This is a genomic window from Eubacterium sp. MSJ-13, assembly GCF_018918235.1.
In the GTDB taxonomy this organism is placed as follows: domain Bacteria; phylum Bacillota; class Clostridia; order Lachnospirales; family Lachnospiraceae; genus Butyribacter.
Genome location: NZ_JAHLQE010000098.1, coordinates 26,476 through 47,416 on the forward strand (window position 1 = coordinate 26,476; position 20,941 = coordinate 47,416).

At 38.3% G+C, this 20,941-nt stretch carries 16 protein-coding genes and 1 other annotated feature (1 of these 17 cut by a window edge); of the genes, 1 reads left to right on the top strand and 15 read right to left on the bottom strand.

Features of this window, described 5'->3' with window-relative positions:
* Positions 1 to 130 (bottom strand) — a binding site (T-box leader) (it extends 183 nt beyond the left edge of the window).
* Between the two features lie 61 nt (positions 131 to 191).
* The 10 genes from murF to KQI69_RS06185 all read right to left on the bottom strand — a co-directional run bounded on the left by murF (position 192) and on the right by KQI69_RS06185 (position 13,605).
* Positions 192 to 1,580, bottom strand: a complete 1,389-nt coding sequence (murF, locus tag KQI69_RS06140; RefSeq protein WP_216564465.1) for a UDP-N-acetylmuramoyl-tripeptide--D-alanyl-D-alanine ligase — start codon at positions 1,578 to 1,580, stop codon at positions 192 to 194.
* Between the two features lie 195 nt (positions 1,581 to 1,775).
* Positions 1,776 to 2,891, bottom strand: coding sequence for a D-alanine--D-alanine ligase (locus KQI69_RS06145; protein WP_216564466.1), 1,116 nt, complete (start codon positions 2,889 to 2,891; stop codon positions 1,776 to 1,778).
* A gap of 44 nt (positions 2,892 to 2,935) precedes the next feature.
* Entirely contained in the window at positions 2,936 to 4,648 is a 1,713-nt protein-coding gene (locus tag KQI69_RS06150; protein ID WP_216564467.1) for an NlpC/P60 family protein, read from the bottom strand.
* A gap of 47 nt (positions 4,649 to 4,695) precedes the next feature.
* A complete protein-coding gene (gene yihA, locus KQI69_RS06155; protein WP_216564468.1) occupies positions 4,696 to 5,301 on the bottom strand; it encodes a ribosome biogenesis GTP-binding protein YihA/YsxC in 606 nt (201 codons plus the stop codon).
* Between the two features lie 7 nt (positions 5,302 to 5,308).
* The gene (gene lon, locus KQI69_RS06160) at positions 5,309 to 7,672 is read right to left on the bottom strand and encodes an endopeptidase La (RefSeq protein WP_371818752.1); all 2,364 of its coding nucleotides are present in this window, start codon (positions 7,670 to 7,672) and stop codon (positions 5,309 to 5,311) included.
* 143 nt (positions 7,673 to 7,815) lie between these two features.
* Entirely contained in the window at positions 7,816 to 9,099 is a 1,284-nt protein-coding gene (gene clpX, locus KQI69_RS06165; protein WP_216564469.1) for an ATP-dependent Clp protease ATP-binding subunit ClpX, read from the bottom strand.
* A gap of 24 nt (positions 9,100 to 9,123) precedes the next feature.
* A complete protein-coding gene (gene clpP / locus KQI69_RS06170) occupies positions 9,124 to 9,711 on the bottom strand; it encodes an ATP-dependent Clp endopeptidase proteolytic subunit ClpP (RefSeq protein WP_216564470.1) in 588 nt (195 codons plus the stop codon).
* Positions 9,712 to 9,875: 164 nt separating this feature from the next.
* Positions 9,876 to 11,162: a trigger factor gene (gene tig, locus KQI69_RS06175; RefSeq protein ID WP_216564471.1), complete on the bottom strand. Its 1,287-nt coding sequence runs from the start codon at positions 11,160 to 11,162 to the stop codon at positions 9,876 to 9,878.
* A gap of 166 nt (positions 11,163 to 11,328) precedes the next feature.
* A complete protein-coding gene (gene glmM, locus KQI69_RS06180; RefSeq protein ID WP_216564472.1) occupies positions 11,329 to 12,672 on the bottom strand; it encodes a phosphoglucosamine mutase in 1,344 nt (447 codons plus the stop codon).
* Between the two features lie 174 nt (positions 12,673 to 12,846).
* On the bottom strand, positions 12,847 to 13,605 hold the full coding sequence (locus KQI69_RS06185; RefSeq protein WP_216564473.1) for a polysaccharide deacetylase family protein: 759 nt from the start codon (positions 13,603 to 13,605) through the stop codon (positions 12,847 to 12,849).
* A 178-nt stretch (positions 13,606 to 13,783) separates the two neighbouring features.
* Between KQI69_RS06185 and KQI69_RS06190 the strand changes: the two genes are divergently transcribed.
* The gene (locus tag KQI69_RS06190) at positions 13,784 to 16,225 is read left to right on the top strand and encodes a GH36-type glycosyl hydrolase domain-containing protein (protein WP_216564474.1); all 2,442 of its coding nucleotides are present in this window, start codon (positions 13,784 to 13,786) and stop codon (positions 16,223 to 16,225) included.
* Between the two features lie 257 nt (positions 16,226 to 16,482).
* Here KQI69_RS06190 and trxA read toward each other — a convergent pair whose 3' ends face one another.
* The 5 genes from trxA to leuD all read right to left on the bottom strand — a co-directional run bounded on the left by trxA (position 16,483) and on the right by leuD (position 20,674).
* Positions 16,483 to 16,839, bottom strand: a complete 357-nt coding sequence (gene trxA / locus KQI69_RS06195) for a thioredoxin (RefSeq protein WP_371818753.1) — start codon at positions 16,837 to 16,839, stop codon at positions 16,483 to 16,485.
* A gap of 150 nt (positions 16,840 to 16,989) precedes the next feature.
* Positions 16,990 to 18,237: a 3-isopropylmalate dehydratase large subunit gene (locus KQI69_RS06200; protein ID WP_216564476.1), complete on the bottom strand. Its 1,248-nt coding sequence runs from the start codon at positions 18,235 to 18,237 to the stop codon at positions 16,990 to 16,992.
* 10 nt (positions 18,238 to 18,247) lie between these two features.
* Positions 18,248 to 18,739 (bottom strand): 3-isopropylmalate dehydratase, encoded by a 492-nt coding sequence (locus KQI69_RS06205; RefSeq protein ID WP_216564477.1) that lies wholly within the window; start codon positions 18,737 to 18,739, stop codon positions 18,248 to 18,250.
* Positions 18,740 to 18,948: 209 nt separating this feature from the next.
* Complete coding sequence (locus KQI69_RS06210) at positions 18,949 to 20,196, bottom strand: homoaconitate hydratase family protein (protein ID WP_216564478.1); 1,248 nt, start codon at positions 20,194 to 20,196, stop codon at positions 18,949 to 18,951.
* Positions 20,197 to 20,200: 4 nt separating this feature from the next.
* Positions 20,201 to 20,674, bottom strand: a complete 474-nt coding sequence (gene leuD / locus KQI69_RS06215; protein ID WP_216564479.1) for a 3-isopropylmalate dehydratase small subunit — start codon at positions 20,672 to 20,674, stop codon at positions 20,201 to 20,203.
* Positions 20,675 to 20,941 lie beyond the last annotated feature (267 nt).

A 20,941-nucleotide genomic window follows, 5' to 3' on the forward strand; every position in this document is an offset into this window, starting at 1 on the left:
TAATAAAATTCAACAGTGAAGCTCCTGTGGGAAATTCATCATAAAACGTAACATAAAGATGCTTTCAGCCGGGGACATCTTCTCTCTGAATGAATGATATATGACTACTTTACACATTCACAGCCTTTAAACTTTAATAATATATTCATATATTTATGTTAAGCATAACAGCTTTAACGCAAACTATTCTATCACATCTGTTTTAAAACTTCAACTATCTTTTCAAATTTCATTCCGTGCGATGCTTTTACAAGTATCGCATCATTTTCTTTTACTATGTCCTTTAATTTATCTATAGCTTCATCCCTTGTGGCAAAATAATATAATCCCTCTGTTTTTCCTGCTGCCTTTGCACCGTCATAATATTCTTTTGCAAGTTCCCCTGCACACACGATACAGTCGATGCCTTTGCTGACAGCATACTCACCAACCTCATAATGAAGCTTTCTCTCGTCACTTCCAAGTTCAAACATATCACCTAGTATCGCAACTTTTCGCTCCTCTGCCTCTGCAAGCACATCAAGACCGGCTTTTGTTGAAACAGGATTTGCATTATAACAGTCATCCATTATCGTAAATCTGTCTGTCTCCACGATACTGCTGTGACCTGATACAGGCTTAAATGCTGCTACTCCTGCCGCTATCTGCTTTTCATCAAGCCCCAGTTCAAGACCTATGGCAACTGCTGCAAGGGCATTTGATACCATGTGGTGTCCAGGAACATTTACACGAAGTCTCATCTTTCCTTTCGGTGTGACTGCCGTAAACACAGTTCCCGCAAGTCCTTTTGACTCTACATCTTCCGCATATATATTATTCTTTTTGTCAAATCCAAAGAAAACAGGCTTTAAACCGTTTACCTCTTTAACAGTGGCAAGTTTATCATCATCACCGTTAAGAAAAGCCTTTCCACCCTCTTTGAGATAATCAAATATCTCCGTCTTTGCTTTAAGCACTCCGTCCCTGTCACCTAAATTTTCAAGATGGCACTGACCAATGTTTGTGATAACGCACATATCAGGCTTAACGATTTTTCCAAGCCTTGACATCTCGCCAAAGTCACTTATGCCCATCTCAACAATGGCAAGCTCATGTTCTTCCCTGAGCCTGAACAATGTAAGCGGCACACCGACTTCGTTGTTAAAATTGCCCTGCGTCTTTAATGTATTAAACTTCTCAGACATAACCGCCGCAAGCATCTCTTTCGTGGAAGTCTTTCCAACACTTCCTGTAATGCCCACTATCTTTGTATTCATCACCTCACGGTAATACTCAGCTATATCTTTCAATGACTGAAAGCATGACTTTACTACTATATACCCCTTATTTTCTGAAATATCTATACCATTTTTATCAGGCTCATCCTCAGAAAGACAAACAATGGCACCGTCCTCATATGCCCCGTTTATAAATTTATTACCATCAACTCTCTCGCCTTTTATCGCAACAAACATACAGTCTTTTTCAATTTTTCTGCTGTCTGTCGTGATAGATGAGATTTCCATATTCTCTATGCTTTCATCTGCATAAAGTTTTCCATTACAGATTTCAGCTATTTTCTTTAATGTAAGATTCTTCATTATGACTAAAATTCCCTTCTAAAATTTTTCTGCCGGCAGAATACTCTACCGGCAGTTTACTTCACTCTATCTCAATTTTAGTAACAGTTCAGCCATAAAAAGATAATCGACAATACAATGAGCTTGTTCATTGTACGCTAAATTCTCTTTTTATGGTAGAATAACCTTTCATTTCTGAAATAAAAGGCCGAACTGTTACAGTGCCTTCAAGTCATCTTTTCCATAATGACTGTTTGTGCCAGATGCCGGAAGTTCTTCTGTCTTACCATTATATGCAGCAAGTGCCTGTGCGATAACCTGCTCACACAAAACTCCGTACTCGACTCCAAGAACTTTTGCTTCCTGTGGCAGAAGACTTGTGGCTGTCATTCCCGGAAGTGTGTTTGCCTCAAGACAATACATATTGTCATCCGCATCGAGAAGGAAATCTATTCTAGCATAAGAGCCGAGTTTAAGTTCCCTGTACACATCAATTGCATAGGTCTGCATTTTATCAGTTATCTCGTCTGATAGTGGGGCAGGGCAAACATCCTCTGCCATTCCCGGCTGGTATTTTGTCTCATAGTCATAGACACCTGACTTTGGAATTATCTCAATGATAGGGAGACTCTTTCCACCGATAACACCAACAGAAAACTCTCTTCCCTTTATGTATTCCTCGACCACTACCTCATCTTCGTACTTAAATGCAAGTTCCAATGCCTTATTATATTCATCCTCATTTTTGGCAATGCTCATGCCTACACTTGAACCTCCGCAGCACGGCTTTACAATACAAGGATAGCCTATCTCATCAGGAAGTTTTGTGACATGGGCTTTTTTCATGCTGAAACCGTTTGGTGTAGGGATACCGCTCTGCAAAAATATTTTCTTTGCCATTCCCTTATCCATAGCAAGTGCACTTCCAAGATAATCAGAACCCGTATATCTTATTCCGAGAATATCAAATGCAGCCTGAACCTTTCCGTTCTCACCATCAGCACCATGAAGTCCCATATATACAATGTCAGCCTGACGGCATATCCCAATGACATTAGGTCCAAACAGTCCCTTCTCGTCACCGTCCCTCATTTTCTTAACCGCTTCGATATCCGGATCGACTGCCTGTATATCATTAACATGGTCATCCATCTCATCTGACTTATCAAAAATGTTACTTACATCATCGCCTCTTTTTTTATATCCGAGAAACACATCAAGAAGTATTGCCTGATGACCTCTCTCTCTTAAAGCCTTTAAGATACCTGCTCCCGAAATCAGTGAAACATCCCTCTCAGTGCTGATACCACCTGCTAAAACGACTATTTTCATTATACTTAGCCTCCACTTTTTTTATTTACTAATATAATGTACCACTATTTTGTCGGTCTTGCAATCATTACTACAGATCTGTTTTTATATGCATAATGGATAACTCTGTTGTGTGCACTGCTTGCTGAAACACTCTTTCCGTTTCCAACATACATTTCAACATGACTTATGTTCTTATATCTTCCATTTTTCTGATATGAATAGAATATTATATCTCCTGGCAGCAGTTTTGACGATGACACTCCTGTTTTATAGATAACTTTATTATTTTTCTGACACCAGTATCCCATGCTCGCTGCCGTAGGTGCCCAAGATGAGTTAACACCAAAATTCACACCATATCTTCTATAAGTTCTCCACACTATAGAACTGCAGTCATAATTGCTTCCCGACATTCTTCTTGCCTGGCTGTATCTCGTTTTTGTCTTTGATATTGCAATTTCCTTTTGAGCTGCATTATATGCATTTTTAGATGCAATCTCAACATTTGCCGTAATCTTTTTTCCGTCTACATTTGCAACTACTTTAGCATGTCCTACACTTTTTGCATTTATTGTTCCATCCTCTGTTATCGCTGCAGCAGATGCATTTTTTGACTGAAAACTTACAACACTGTCCTCAACAGTTCCTGTAACTGCAAGTTTTCTTTTTCCACCTTTATATGTGACTATATTAGTTGTCTTTAAAGAAGGATTTGTTATTGTAACATCACAATCTAATTCTTTGCCATCAACAGAAACAGTTATGCTGTCTTTTCCCTTCGCAGATGCATACAATTTTCCATCATCAGTAAGAGAAACTTTATTAGTTGTAGATTTTGTGAGTGCTACTGCACTGCTCTCGCAGATTCCCTGCAATTTCATTGCCTTTTTACCACCAACAGCAATTACCATCTTACTGTCAGGAATAACAGGATCTGTAACTGTTACAGGCACTTCTATATTTTCCACATCACCGTTTTTGGCAGTGATAGTCGCCTTAACATTAGTATTTCCTATTCCTGTTGCTTCGAGTTTTCCGTCTGTAACCTTCATTACATCTTCATTCTGGGAAGACCATTTTATAGGCTCATCATCAGATAAACTCGTATAATCATTTATCTGAGGTGTATAAGGCTCTGTTCCCACAGCTCTTACAACTACATCATCTGTATATTTAGGCATATTTACTGAAACATTTGCAACCTCTATCTTTTCGCCCTTTTTCCCTTTGGCATATATTTTTGAATCCTTAAATCCCTGAACAGTGACCTTTCCGCTATCGCTTACTGTAACACTATCCTTATCCGCTGAAAAAGTATAATCATTTGTATCATAAATTGATGCCGCCTCTATATCTGATGACTTTCCATAACTTACATTTAACTTTTCAGGCTCCATTATATTGACTGTAAATGGAACTATAGAAAAGACATTTTTATAAGAAAACTTAATATCAACGATAACCGTTCCCGGCTTTTTTGTCGTAAGATTTCCATCACTATCAAGTTCTGCACAATCACTGTTCCTGTTAGCTATATTAAACTGATATGAAAGTAACTGTTCGTCATTATCCTTGCTGTAATCCTCACCATAGTTGTCAAGCATGTATGTATCGTCAACAAAATCCCTGAGATTTATGACAGTTCCCGCAAATACATTTGTATCTTCGCTTTTTAACAGATTTCCAAATGCTGATGCATCCTTACACATAAAACAAACCATAAATCCAATTAAAAACATACCCAACAGTATCTTACCATATCTTCTGTTACTCAAAACTTTACCTCCTGACCTGACTTTTGTCATTATTTTATTATAATTATCTATTCCCTTTCCGCATTAAAACCCTCGTACACAAGATCAATATACTCCATTATCTCATCTCTCCCGTTTTTGTTCAGTGCAGAAAAAGGAATCACCGGTGTCCCCTCAACAACATTTAATGTCTGCTTGATATCCTTGATAAGTTTTGCCTTCTGAGATCTTTTTACTTTATCCTCTTTAGTTGCGATGATAACAGGATTAAAACCATACTCTATACACCAGTCATACATCTGTATATCATTGCTGTTTGGCTTATGCCTTATGTCTACTAAAAGAAATACAAGACGCAGAACCTTTGAATTTTCAAGATAATTGTCTATCATCTTTCCCCACTTTGCAACGGTATCTTTTGATACTTTGGCAAAGCCATATCCGGGCAGATCAACAAAATATAACGCATCATTTATATTATAAAAATTTATCGTCTGTGTCTTTCCCGGCTGTGAGGATGTCCTCGCATACGCCTTTCTGTTCATCAACGCATTTATAAGAGAACTTTTTCCCACATTTGACCTCCCGGCAAATGCTATTTCAACCTTATCATTTTGAGGCAGCACACTTGTTATGCCACATACGGTTTCCAAATTAACACTTTTTATCTTCATATTGCTCCTATTCCTCTAATACAAGTTTCCATACTTCAGGTGCTTCTGTTACAAATCTGATATCAATATTCTCTGTAACCTCGCTGTCAAATTCCTCTACATCTTTTCTGTTTTTTTCAGGCACGAGTACAAGTTTAACACCGACAGCTTTTGCCGCAAGTATCTTTTCTTTAAGCCCGCCTATCGGTAAAACTCTTCCACGCAGTGTGATCTCTCCTGTCATCGCCACATCAGCTCTGACTTTTTTATTGGTACAGGCCGAATACATTGCTGTAGCCATAGTGATTCCAGCAGAAGGTCCGTCCTTTGGAACCGCCCCCTCCGGAACATGAAGATGTATATCATGCTTTTCAAAGAAATCAGGTGCAACGATATCAGTAAGCTGTGACCTGACATATGATAATGCTATTCTTGCAGATTCCTGCATGACATCACCAAGTTTTCCTGTAAGCTGCAATGCCCCTTTTCCTTTCATAACATTCACTTCTATCTCCAGAGTATCGCCGCCGACAGAAGTCCATGCAAGACCTCTTACTATACCGACCTGTGGTCTGTCTGAGACAGCATCAAGCATATATTTATAATTTCCAAGGAACTTTTTAATATTCCTGTTTGAAATCCTGACTTTAGCCATAGGATCTTTTGCTATCTCGACTGCTGCTTTTCTACACAAAGTTCCTATCTGTCTCTCAAGCCCTCGCACGCCTGCCTCTCTTGTGTAATTTTGTATAACCGTATAAATGGCTTTGTCAGATATATTAAACTGTTCTTTTGTCAATCCGTTGGCATTTATCTGTTTTTGAACAAGATATTTTTTGGCTATATGAAATTTTTCATTCTCCGTATAGCCTGACAGATGTATTATCTCCATACGGTCAAGAAGCGGTCTCGGAATCGTATCAAGCGAATTGGCAGTACATATGAACATTGCCTGTGACAGATCTACCGGAAGTTCTACATAATGATCTGAAAAATTCTTGTTCTGTTCAGGGTCTAAAACCTCAAGAAGTGCTGACGATGGATCTCCTTTATAGTCAGCTCCCATCTTGTCTATCTCATCAAATAGGATAAGCGGATTTTTTACTTTTGCATTTCTTATTCCAGCAATGATGCGTCCCGGCATAGCTCCGACATAAGTTCTCCTGTGTCCCCTTATCTCAGCTTCATCCCTGACACCTCCAAGACAGATCCTTATGTATTTTCTGTTCATGGCTCTTGCGATAGACTTTGCAATAGATGTCTTTCCGGTTCCAGGCGGTCCGACAAGACATATGATAGGACTGTATCCGTCCTTTTTTATCGCTTTGACAGCAAGACACTCGATAACCTTTTCTTTTACATCTTTTAATCCATAATGGTCTTCATTTAAAACATTCTCGGCATTTCCTATATCGGTATTATCATCACTTGCCTTCTTCCATGGAATCGACAGAAGAGTCTCTATATAACCTCTGATAACTGCATTTTCTGATGAATTTGAATTTGTCAGTTTAAACCTTTTTATTTCCTCAGCTATTTTCTTTTTAACTTTTTTTGGAGCCTTGAGCTTTTCAAGCTGCTCACTGTATCTGTCTGCGTCCGTCTCTGAATCGTCATCCCCAAGTTCCTTATGAATAGCCTTTATCTGTTCATGAAGATAATACTCTTTCTGATTTTTCTCTACCTGCGATTTAACTCTTCTCGCAACATCATCCTGAATACGCAGTATGCCTATCTCCCTGCTCAATATCACAGAAATATCTTCATGTCTCTGGTATATATCCTGCTCGTTAAGAATCTTTTGTTTAAACTGATAATTAACCGGTATGCTTGTAGCGATCTGATTTATAAGACTGTTCAGATCAGTACAGTCCATAATCTCCTGAACAACATTCTGATTTACCTTTCCACGCTCATTCACATAGACCGAAAACAGATCTTTCAAGCCTCTTATAAGTGCTATCGTCTCAATATCATAACTTACCTGTCTTGTCTCTGCGAGTTCTTCAAGATCAGCTTTGTAATATCCATCATCAAACTCAAGATTTTCAAGCCTCATCCTCTTCTGCCCGGCTATTATCACTCTTACAATATTTCCCGGCATGCTTACAAGCTGTTTGACCTGTGCAAGTGTTCCCACCTCAAACAAATCATCTTTTTTGGGATGTTCTACCTTAGGATCCTTTTGGGCAACGGCAAAAACATACTGTTTTTCATGCATCGCTTCATTTACAGCCTTTACAGTCGCATCCCTGCCAACTTCAAAATATACTGTTGTTTCAGGAAATACTACTACATCCCTCAAAGTAACGACCGGCACACCTGTATAACTTTCTATATTCCCGACATTGTCATTTGAATAATTTTCATTATTATCTATATTTTGTTCCACTTTAATTCCTCCAGACTTCAAGTTTCGCTAAATGTACTCTGACCTTTAATACATATCATGAACACACTCATACAGTATTATATAGTAAAAAAGAGGGATTAACAAGTAATCCCTCTGATTTTAATTTTATAATATGAATTATATCATGCACTCTGCCCATCCTGCTTTGAAGAAATCATTTTTATCTCATCATCATCCATTATAAGCTTTGGTGATTCTCCATCCAAAACAGCTTCTTTTGTTATGACACATTCCTTTACATCATCTTCCGATGGTATCTCATACATTACATCTGTCATAACATCCTCCATGATAGCACGAAGTCCCCTCGCTCCTGTCTTTCTTTCAAACGAAAGTTTAGCAACAGCCTTGATAGCTTCATCCTCAAAGCTGAGTCTTACACCATCAAGCTCAAGCAGCTTCTTATACTGTTTTGTAATAGCATTCTTAGGCTCAACAAGAATCTTTTCAAGAGCCTCTTCCTCAAGAAGATCAAGTGCCACATTTATCGGAAGACGTCCGATAAGTTCAGGAATGATTCCAAATTTAACAAAATCCTCTGGAAGAACCTGTCTGAAAAGATCTCCGATATTATCATCTTTTTCATTTGCTATCTCTGCATTAAATCCGATAGACTTCTGTCCTATTCTTGTTCCTATTATCTTTTCAAGACCATCAAATGCACCACCGCATATGAACAATATATTTGTTGTATCAAGCTGATAAAACTCCTGATGTGGATGTTTTCTTCCACCCTGTGGCGGAACGCTTGCAACAGTTCCCTCAAGAATCTTTAAAAGTGCCTGCTGAACACCCTCTCCTGATACATCTCTTGTAATAGAAACATTCTCACCTTTTCTGGTAATCTTATCTATCTCATCTATATAAATAATTCCATGCTCTGCACGCTCAAGGTCATAATCTGCTGCCTGGATTATCTTGAGAAGTATGTTCTCGACATCCTCACCAACATAACCTGCCTCTGTAAGTGCTGTCGCGTCTGCAATAGCAAATGGAACATTAAGTATCTTTGCAAGTGTCTGAGCCAGAAATGTTTTTCCTGAACCTGTAGGTCCTACCATCATAATGTTACTTTTCTGTAACTCAACATCCATGTTTTTTTCTGAAAGCACTCTTTTATAGTGATTATACACCGCAACCGACAATACTTTTTTAGCATCATCCTGTCCTACGACATATTGATCAAGAAAACTTTTAATTTCCTTTGGTTTAAGTAAATTAATATCACTATCGTCGAAATATTCTTCGTTCTCCATTCCAAGCTCTTCATCAAGAATCTCTGAGCATAGTTCTATACACTGGTCACATATATACACATTTGGCCCTGCTATAAGTTTACGAACCTGCTGCTGAGTTTTTCCGCAAAAAGAACACTTTAATTTTGCGTCATCTTTTTTGTTTGCCATTTCGACCTCCCCTGAACATTAATTTTATTTTCTATTTGTTACTATCTCATCAATAAGACCATATTCCTTAGCCTCTAATGCAGTCATATAATTATCTCTCTCTGTATCTGCGGCAATAACATCAAGAGGCTTTCCTGTATTTTCTGCAAGTATCTGGTTTAATCTCTCTCTTGTCTTAAGAATCTGCTCTGCTACGATCCTTATCTCTGTTTCCTGTCCTTTCGCTCCGCCCGATGGCTGATGTATCATAATCTCAGCATTCGGAAGTGCAAACCTCTTTCCCTTTGCTCCTCCTGCGAGAAGGAAAGCCCCCATACTTGCTGCAAGTCCCATACATATAGTTGAAACATCACACTTTACATAATTCATCGTATCATAAATAGCAAATCCGGCACTCACTGAACCTCCGGGACTGTTTATATAAAGATGTATATCCTTTGTTGAATCCTGTGATTCGAGGAAAAGAAGCTGTGATACAACAAGACTTGCAATGTCATCATTTACTTCATTTGAAAGAAAAATGATTCTCTCCTGCAATAATCTTGAGTAGATATCGTATGAGCGTTCTCCTCCGCTTGTTTTTTCAATAACATAAGGTATGCTGTAACTCATTCTTTGTTCCCCCTTTATATAGTGCAAAACGCCAACCGTTCAGTCAGATGATTGTCATACACTCTCACATATGATTTACCAGTTCTGTATATAAGAGTATATGACACAGTGTGCTGTATCACACTAGATAATCTGTCTTAAAATCGGCTGACGTAAGCTAAAAATTATTTCTCAACTGCTGCAGATGTAACCATCTCAACTGCTTTCTGTACTGCAAGGTCAAGACTGATCTGCTTTTTCTCTTCTTCGCCAATAACTTCTTTTAATTTATCAACTTCCATCTGATACATTGAAGCCATGTTTTCAATTTCTTTATTAAGCTCATCTTCTGATGTCTCAATATTCTCAGCAGCTACTACTGCCTCAAGCACAAGACGGCTCTGTATACGCTTAAGTGCCTGTGGCTTAAGCTCTTCAAGCATCTTCTGTGGTGTAAGACCTGTAAACTGCATATACTGGTCGATTGAAAGTCCCTGTGAAGAAAGTCTCTGTGCAAATTCCTGTGTCATCTGGCGTGTCTGTGCATCTACCATCTGCTCTGGAATATCCATCTGTGCATTCTCGATAATCTTTCCGATAACAAATTCTTCTCTCTCTCTCTTGAGAGCTTCTTCTTTATTCTCAGTAAGTTTCTTCTTTAAGTCTTCCTTATACTCTGCCATTGTGTCAAAGTTTGAAACATCCTGTGCAAAATCATCATCAAGTTCAGGAAGCTCTTTAACTTTGATTTCTTTAATCTTTACTTTGAACTCAGCAGGTTTTCCCTGAAGTTCTTCTGCCTGATAGTTCTCTGGGAATGTAACATTGACTGTAACATCCTCACCGATGTTCTTTCCCTCGAGCTGCTCCTCGAAGTTGTCAATAAATGAATGTGAGCCGAGTACTAATGTATAATCATCAGCTTTTCCACCTTCAAACTGTTTTCCATCTACATATCCGTCAAAGTCAATCACTACTGTATCGCCATTCTGAGTAGCTCTGTCATCGATATCTAACATTCTTGCATTTGACTCTCTTACTTTGTTGATTTCTGCATCAACTTCTTCATCTGTAACTTCAGCTTCTTTTTTCTCTACTTCAATTCCCTTATATTCGCCAAGTGTAACTTCTGGCTTAAGTGCAACTGTTGCTGTAAATATAAATGGTTTTCCGCTTTCGATCTGTGTAACATCGATCTCAGGCTGAGCAACGATCTCAAGTTCACTTTCTTTAGCTGCATCAGCATAAGCATCAGGAATAACCTCATTGGCTGCATCCTCATAAAATACTCCCTTGCCATACATCTTCTCGATCATGCCACGAGTAGCTTTTCCCTTACGGAAGCCTGGAATAGAGATTTTATTTTTATTTTTCTTGTATGCCTTATCAATTGCTTTTTCAAACTCTTCGCTTGAAACTTCAATTGTAAGTTTCGCCATATTCTTTTCTAACTTTTCTACCTGTACACTCATTTTAATATTTCCTCCTTAACATTGCCGGGAAATCTCCCGTAAATCACCATTTGTATAATATATCATGAATACCATAATAAAAGCAAGATATTTTTAACGACAAATTACATATTTATCAGATATCTGACTGCTTTTCATATATGCAGTGTGACAAACAACTGATATACTAATCAATTCCATGACCTTTGTCATATAATACCTTAACTACCTCATCAACATATTTTTCACAAAGTTCATCTGTCTTAGCTTCTACCATAACTCTTATAACAGGCTCCGTTCCGCTCTCTCTGAGAAGTATTCTTCCCTCATCGCCAAGTTCTTTTGAAACCTTGTCAACTGCTGCCTGTACATCCTTATCTTCTCTTGCGGCAGGTTTATCTGCCACACGTACATTTTTAAGAAGCTGTGGATATACTTTTAAGTCTTTTCTTAATTCGGAAAGTTTTGCCTTTTTCTCAAGCATAACTTCCATAAGCATAAGTGATGTGAGCACACCATCACCAGTAACAGCATATTTGCTGAATATGATATGACCTGACTGTTCACCTCCGAGTGAGTGACCGTTTTCCATCATATTTGCATTTACATATTTGTCTCCGACCGCTGTCTGCTCATATGCTATACCAGCCCTTTCAAGAGCCTTGTAAAGACCAAGATTTGACATAACCGTAGTGACTACAGTATTGTTATTTAATTCTCCTTTATCTTTTAGATAACATCCGCAGAGATAAAGTATCGCATCTCCGTCAATAACCTCTCCCTTATCATCTACCGCAAGACATCTGTCAGCATCTCCATCATATGCAAAGCCTACATCAAGGTCATTCTCTTTCACAAACTTCTGTAGATTTTCAATATGCGTTGAACCACAGCCATCATTTATATTTATTCCATTCGGCTCCATGCCTATAGCATATGTCTTCGCTCCAAGTGCATCAAATACACCTTTCGCAACAGAATAAGACGAACCATTTGCACAATCAAGACCTACTCTGATATTTTTAAATGATCTAGTGGCAAGTGACATAAGGTAGCCTATGTATCTGTGTCTGCCTATAGCATAATCTACAGTACAGCCAATATTTTCCCTTGTAGCCATAGGAATAGTATCCTCAGGGCTGTCTATATATGCTTCTATCTTTTCTTCGATTTCAGCCTCTAATTTGTGACCGCTTCCGTTTATAACTTTAAGACCGTTATCATAATAAGGATTATGACTTGCCGATATCATGATACCACAGTCAAAATCTTCTGTTCTTACTACATACGATACACTCGGTGTAGGTGTGACATGCAGAAGATATACATCTGCTCCACTCGCTGTAAGTCCTGAAGAAAGTGCATCTTCAAACATGTAACTTGATCTTCTTGTGTCTTTTCCTATAATAATACGTGCTTTATGCTCTCTTCCATAATACCATCCGAGAAATCTTCCAACTTTATAAGCATGAACAACATTTAAATTTACATTTGCTTCTCCACGAAATCCATCTGTTCCAAAATATTTCATCTATTTTTCCTCCGCAATTACTACATACAGGTTAAATCTTATCACATAGCCTTTTGCAAATCAATATGTAGAAATAATTTAACTGATTCTCTTTTTATGGTAGAATAGCCTTTGATTTCTGAAAATGAAATAAATATAAACTTTAAAAAATACAAGGCTGAACTGTTACAACTCTTAATATTCATAAAAATGACACTTTTTACTTCTGTTAGACAAAGTGTCAAATGCATATCCTTGTTCCTTTAACTCCGTTATTATATTTTTCAGTACAGATAATGTAACTTTGTTTGAACCTGAATCGTGCATAAGAAGCACAGGTTCACAATATTTTGCGTAATCCTTTCTTATATTTTTCATAACCGACTCACCTGTCGGGTTTCCGACAGAATCCTCTGCACTTACATTCCAATCTGCATATCCAAGCCCTGCATTTTGAAATCTCTCTATAATATCCTTTCGATAACTGCTTATGTATGAGTTTGCACTTCCCCAAGGAAATCTTACCAATTTTGGCTTATATCCAAAACCTTTTTCAAGTTCATCACGCACCTTCATTACATCATTGTAATATGTCTGGCAGTCGCAATATATCTCATCCGCCTCATGTGTATATGTATGTATTCCTATCTCATGTCCCTGCCTTATCTCTCTTTTTATCGTTTTTTTATATTCCCCCTCTATCTGCTGCCCTATAACAAAAAATGTTGCCTTAACCCCCTCGTCGTCCAAAATATCAAGATATTTGTCCGTAAGACAACTTGGACCGTCATCAAATGTAAGATACGCAGTTTTTTTGTCCATTTTTTCTCCTTTGTCAGCAAGCACACTGACTTCTTCACCCATTTTTTCTACATTTTTATTTTTTTTCTCACATCCACACAATATGTCAGCTAAGCATATCGTCATTGCAAACAGCATAATTTCAAAAAACATCATAATCTTTTTGTAATTGATATCAATTACCTCCTTTTTTTGCAAAAACTATACAAAAAACAATTTTTTCATGTATATCTTATGCAAATTATAAGGCTATATGATTATTGCTTTTAATTCTTTTTTAGAATATAATTTTGTGGAGATTATTAAAAATTAATATGAACGGAGGAAAAATATGAAATTTGGATTTTTTGATGACCCAAATAAGGAGTATGTCATTACAACTCCTAAAACACCTCTTCCATGGATAAATTATCTTGGAAGCAGCAATTTCTTTTCACTTATTTCAAACACATGCGGCGGATACAGCTTCTACAAAGATGCTAAACTTCTCCGTCTGACACGTTACCGCTACAACAACATCCCTACAGATGAGGGTGGACGTTATTATTACATAAAGGATGGTGATACTGTCTGGAATCCTGGATGGCAGCCTGTAAAAACAGACCTCGATTCTTATGAGTGCCGTCATGGTATGGGCTACAGCCGTTTCACATCAAGCAAAAACGATATTGAAGCATCGCTTTTAGCTTTCGTTCCGGTTAATGACAACTGCGAAGTAAACCAGCTTAAACTCACAAACAAATCATCTAAGCCAAAGACTATCACTCTTTTCTCTTATGTTGAGTTCTGTCTCTGGAATGCCATGGATGATATGACAAACTTCCAGCGTAACTTAAATATCGGTGAGGTTGAGGTAGTCGGTTCTACTATATATCATAAGACAGAGTACCGCGAGCGCAGAAACCATTTTGCAGTATACTCAGTAAACGCTGATGTAGATGGTTTTGATACAAGCCGTGATGAATTCTTAGGAGCATACCGCGGTGTATCTGACCCTGTAGTTGTTGAAGAAGGAAAAGCTCACAACTCTATAGCAAGCGGATGGAGTCCTATCGGTTCACATCAGATAAATGTCACACTTGAACCTGATGAGACAAAGAGCTTTATCTTCGTACTTGGATACTGTGAGAATCCTGTAGATGAAAAATTTGTCGCACCAAATGTCATCAACAAAAAACCTGCTGATGAGCTTCTCGCTAAATATCAGACTGATGAACAGGTATATGCAGCTCTTGATGAACTTAAACTTGACTGGGAAAGCCTTCTTTCTAAATTCACTGTTAAATCAAGTGAGGAAAAACTTGACCGCATGGTAAATATCTGGAACCAGTATCAGTGTATGGTAACATTCAACATGTCGCGTTCAGCTTCTTACTATGAATCAGGTATCGGTCGTGGAATGGGATTCAGAGATTCGTGCCAGGATCTTTTAGGTTTCGTTCATCTTATCCCTGAACGTGCAAGAGAGAGAATCATCGACATTGCATCAACACAGTTTGAAGACGGAAGTGCTTACCATCAGTACCAGCCTCTCACAAAGAAGGGTAACTCTGATATAGGAAGCGGTTTCAACGATGATCCTTTATGGCTTATCGCAGGAACATCTGCATATATCCGTGAGACAGGTGATACCTCAATACTTGAAGAAATGGTTCCTTTTGATAATGACGAGAGCAAAGCTGTTACTCTTATGGAACATCTCAAACGCTCATTCGACTACATCGTAAACCACAAGGGTCCACACAACCTTCCACTTATCGGACGTGCCGACTGGAACGATTGTCTTAACCTCAACTGCTTCTCTGAGCATCCGGGTGAATCTTTCCAGACATTCGGACCTAGTGAAGGACCTGTTGCTGAGTCAGTATTTATCGGTGGAATGTTTGTTAAATATGGTAAAGAGTACGCAGACCTCTGTGCTTATACTGGTGACCAGGCAGAAGCTGACCGTGCAATGAAAGAGGTTGCAGCAATGAACGATGCTGTACTTGATGGCGGCTGGGATGGTGACTGGTTTGTACGTGCATACGATGCATATGGTCACAAGATTGGTTCTAAGGAATGTGAAGAAGGTCAGATATATATCGAACCACAGGGCTTCTGTGTACTTGCAGGCATCGGTGTTGAAACTGGTGAAGCTAAAAAGGCACTCGATTCAGTAAAAGAAAAGCTCGATACAAAATATGGTATCGTATTACTCCAGCCAGCTTACACAAAATATCATGTAGAACTTGGTGAGATTTCTTCTTATCCACCAGGATATAAAGAAAATGCTGGCATCTTCTGCCATAACAACCCTTGGGTATCATGTGCTGAGACTGTTATCGGTCGTGGAAACAGAGCTTTTGAAATCTACAAAAAAACTTGTCCTGCTTATATCGAGGACATCAGTGAAATTCACTGCACAGAGCCATATGTTTACTCTCAGATGATAGCCGGAAAAGATGCTCATTTCTTTGGACAGGCTAAAAACAGCTGGCTTACAGGAACTGCTGCATGGACATTTGTAAATGTTTCACAGTACATCCTCGGTGTAGTACCTACATTAAATGGTCTTAGCATAGATCCATGTATCCCTTCTGAGATGGGAACTGAATTCACAATGACTCGTAAATATCGTGAAGGAATCTACAATATCAAAGTTGAAAATCCTTCAAAGGTTGAAAAGGGTGTTGTAAAACTTATTGTAAACGGAAAAGAGCTTACAAATACAACTGTTGTTCCTTATGAAAAAGGACAGACAAACTATGATGTAACTGTTGTAATGGGTTAATCCCCAGACTTTTGCTAAACAGCTAATCTCTAATCTTATAAAATATAAATAAATGGACTGTCGCGGCAAGAAAATTTTATGCAGAATATATATTATAGTAAATAATCTATATTCTGTATGGATTTTCATTGCTGCGGCAGTCCATTTTGTTGTTTTGTCAATATATTACAAATGTTTATGATTTTCCACATAACAGATATTTTTAAGCCGTTACATGATACTAAAAAATATCATCTGTCAAAAATTCTAATATATGGTTATGAGATAAACTCCTCTATTTTATCCTTAGGTATAAAGCCTATACTTCTGTTTGTTTCCTCACCGTCTTTAAATAAGACAAGTGCAGGTATGCTCTGGATTCTGTACTGCATTGCAAGGTCAGGATTTTTGTCAACATCGACATTAAAGAACTCTACATCATCTCTTTCCTCTGACAACTGCTCTACTACAGGTCCTATCATATTGCAGGGTCCACACCATGCAGCCGAAAAATCAACTAAAGCACATTTGCTTGCCAAAACTTCACTCATATCGTTATCAGCTATTTTCTTAACCATATTAATCCTCATTTCTGCACACGTTTTTTGTGCATAGTGTGAAATATAATATTTCACACATAAGATTTATGTCAAGTGTGCACAGACACAAATCGTCTAGTTTATTGTCAAACAATAACTTACTATTTGCATATATTATCACATTTCAGACCTGTGTGTATATATGTTTATTGATAATGTATATCATTTACTGTGGTATGTTGCTGTTTACACCTCTGGTACTACTATCTTTCCTGCTATTGCACAGGCTGCTGCCGATTTTGGTGACGCAAGGTAGATACCTACTTTTGATGTTCCCATACGACCGAGGAAATTACGGTTGTTTGTTGCAACTACTGTCTCTCCGTCCGTCAGGATACCGCCTGTTCGTCCACAGCAAAGTCCGCAGCTTGGATGTGTTATTATCGCACCTGCTTTTGAAAGGATTTCCATCGTTCCGTTTTCTACTGCCTGTCTGTAAATCTTGCGGCTTGCAGGTGTAACGATAAGTTTTACAAAAGGTGCTACATGCTTGTCCTTAAGTATTTCTGCCGCTGCCATGAGATCTTCAAGTCTTCCGTTTGTACATGAACCTATAAATACCTGATCTATCTCTTTTCCCTCAATCTCTGAGATTGGTTTTACATTATCAACATTTGAAGGACAAGCCATAACAGGCACTAAATCTTCCGCCTTATAATTTATAACTCTTGAATAAACCGCATCACTGTCACCGACCAAATCTTTCTGCTCATCAGTAAGTTCTATCTCGCAATACTCTGCCGTTTTCTCGTCAGGTGTAAATAATGCACATTTCGCTCCTGCCTCGATTGCCATATTTGACATTGACATTCTTGAAGCCACCGACATATTTTCCACTGTATCTCCGGCAAATTCAAGTGCCTTATATGTCGCACCGTCAGCACCGAGATCTCCGATAAGTTTAAGGATAATGTCTTTAGCCATCACATTGTCAGGAAGTTTTCCTGTTATATTGACCTTGATAGTCTCAGGCACGCGAATCCAGAGCGTTCCTGTTCCAAGAATACTTGCCATCTCCGTATAACCGATTCCCGATGAAAATGCACCAACACATCCGTATGTAGTAGTATGGCTGTCTGTTCCAAAAACTATGTTTCCAGGTTTAACATATCCTGCTTCTGTCATAAGCTGGTGACATATTCCGTCTGAACGGTGGATATTTTTCATTCCATATTTTTCCACAAATTCATTTCCAATGCGGAAATGTCTTGTATCATCAACCTGACTTGCCGGCACAAGATGATCATATATAAGAACCGCCTTGTCGGGATCCCATATCTTCGTAAATCCCATCTCCTCAAACTTTGAGGCAACAAATGGGATAAAAATGTCATGTATCATAACTCTGTCAACATTTACGGTAACTATCTCCCCCGGCTTAACCTCTTTGCCGATATTATTTCTAATGATTTTTTCAATAATCGTTGAACCCATAACTTTCCTCCTAGTCTAATCCATTTAATTTACGCATTGCTTTTACAAGTCCGCCTGCATCAATTATCTTAACAAGATTATCCGGAAGTGATGCTATAGGATATTTATTTCCGTTGTACTCTATATTTTCATTTACGGTAACCGTAACACTGTCACCCTCTTTCACATCATCGTGAAGTTTATCATTCTCGATAAGTAAAAGTCCATTGTTAATTGAATTTCTAAAGAATATCCTCGCAAATGATTTTGCGATAACGCATTTGATACCAAGTGCTTTTATAATCTCAGGGGCCTGCTCTCTCGAAGAACCGCAGCCAAAATTCTTTCCGGCAACGATAATGTCACCCTCCTTAATCTGTGCTGCAAGCTCCGGTCTGAGTGGTGAGAACGCATATGGTGCCATGTCATTGACTGTCTCTAATGCAAGGTACTCAGTCGGAATAATAATATCAGTGTCTATATCATCACCGAGCACCCAGACTTTTCCACTAAACTGTGCCATATATTTTTCCTCTTTTCGTTATATTCAGACTTGTATTAAGTCTATTATTTTTATTTTTTCTCACAAATACTATATTTATTTTTAAATTTATTAATAATCATTTTGTCGATATTTAAGATATAACCAGCCATAAACTGACAATTATATCTTAAAATATAAATAACAACTCTAAAATTTAATCACAACAATATCCGCAACATCAGATTTTTCTACAATAAATCAGCCGTTGTAATCTCGCCCTTTATCGCTGATGCCGTCACCGTTGCGGCTGACGCAAGATAGATAAATGAATCCTTATGTCCTGCACGACCTTTAAAGTTTCTTGTTCCCGTACTTATAAGAACTTCGTTTTCACCGATAACACCCTGACAGCTTCCCCAGCATACGCTGCAGTTTGGATTCATAACTATTGCCCCAGCTTCCATAAATGTATCGATAATGCCCTCTTTAAGTGCCTGCTCATAAACTGCCGCACTTGCCGGCACCACAAGAAAACGAACAAGAGGAGCAACTTTCTTTCCTTTGATAAGCTCTGCACCAGCACGTAAATCCTCTATTCTTCCGTTATTGCATGAGCCAAGAAATGCCTCGTCAATGTGAGTTCCTAAACATTCTTTTGCAGGTACTACGCTGTCAACAAAATGAGGTTTTGCAACAATTGGCTCAATCTCACCGAGGTCTATATCATAAACTTTCGCAAACTTTGCATCAGGATCACTTGAAAAACTGTGCTTTGGTTTTCTTCCATGTTCCTTAAGATAATCAATCGTTATATCGTCAACCTCCATAAGTGCTGTTTTTGCACCAGCCTCAACACAGAGGTTGCAGATTGATATTCTGTCGCTCATATTGAGAGTTTTAAGTCCCTCACCGCCAAATTCCATAGCCATATAGTTAGCTCCGTTAGCACCAATCTTTCCTATAATAGTAAGGATAAGATCCCTCGCATAAACACCGTCCTTAAGTTTTCCTTTAAGATTAAATCTGAGTGTCTCAGGAACAAGAAGCCATGACTTGCCTGTAACCATGGCATAGAGATAATCCGTACAACCCACACCCGTACCAAATGCACCGACAGCACCATACGCACAGGTATGACTGTCAGCACCAAAGATAAGTTCACCTGATGTAACATGATTTTCCATCATTATCTGATGGCATACACCGGCTCCCTCATAAAACTTAATGCCATGTTCCTTTGCAAAATCCCTCATCTTCTTGTGTGAAGCTGCCGTCTTAACACTGTCGCATGGAACATTGTGGTCTACTATCCAGACAAGTTTGTTTACATCTGCTATATGCGGATTCTTAAGTTTGTTGTACATATCTATCGTAAGATGTGTTGTTCCGTCATTACTCATAAGTCTGTCAAGTTCTACTGTATGTATATCTCCCGGCTTAACCTCATTTACACCTGCGGCTGCCGCAATAATCTTTTCTGCAATCGTCATTCCCATAAACCTAATCCTCCTTATTTAATGATGCAATAAGACCGCCCTGGTCAAGTATTCCCTGCATATATGCCGGAAGTTTTGTGCACTGGTATTCCTTATCACCCACACGCACGATACCCTCCTGAAGATCAAGTTCCATCTCATCACCTGCATTTACATTTTCATGTAAATCCTTACAGACAATAACCGGAAGTCCGATATTTATCGAATTTCTATAAAAAATCCTTGCAAACGATTTTGCTATAACTGCCTTGACTCCGAGTGCTTTCAAAACACTTGGTGCCTGTTCTCTTGAAGAACCGCATCCAAAATTTTCAGAAGCCACAACATAATCTCCCGGCTCTACATTTGCCGCAAAATCAGGGTCAAGTGACTCAAATGTATGTGTTTTCATCTCATCAATTGTAGGAAAGAGAAGATACTGCGAAGCGATTATCTGGTCAGTATCAACATCCTGATTGAATTTAAAAATCTTACCCATTTATAGTTTCCTCCATTATATTTGTATAATAGATATTTACAAAACAATTCATATTCATTACACAATTTAATTATAATATTATAACCGTTTCGCAAATACCTAATTTGTATAACAAAAAGTGCTTTTTAAGTATATCACATTTTTGATTGGCTGTGAACTGTGTATAATCTGATAAACAAAAAAGCATCTGAATTTTTGATATGCCCCTCGTCAAGTAGACAGGTAAAATATCTAAAATTAGGTGCTGATGATGCCTACATCTCATTT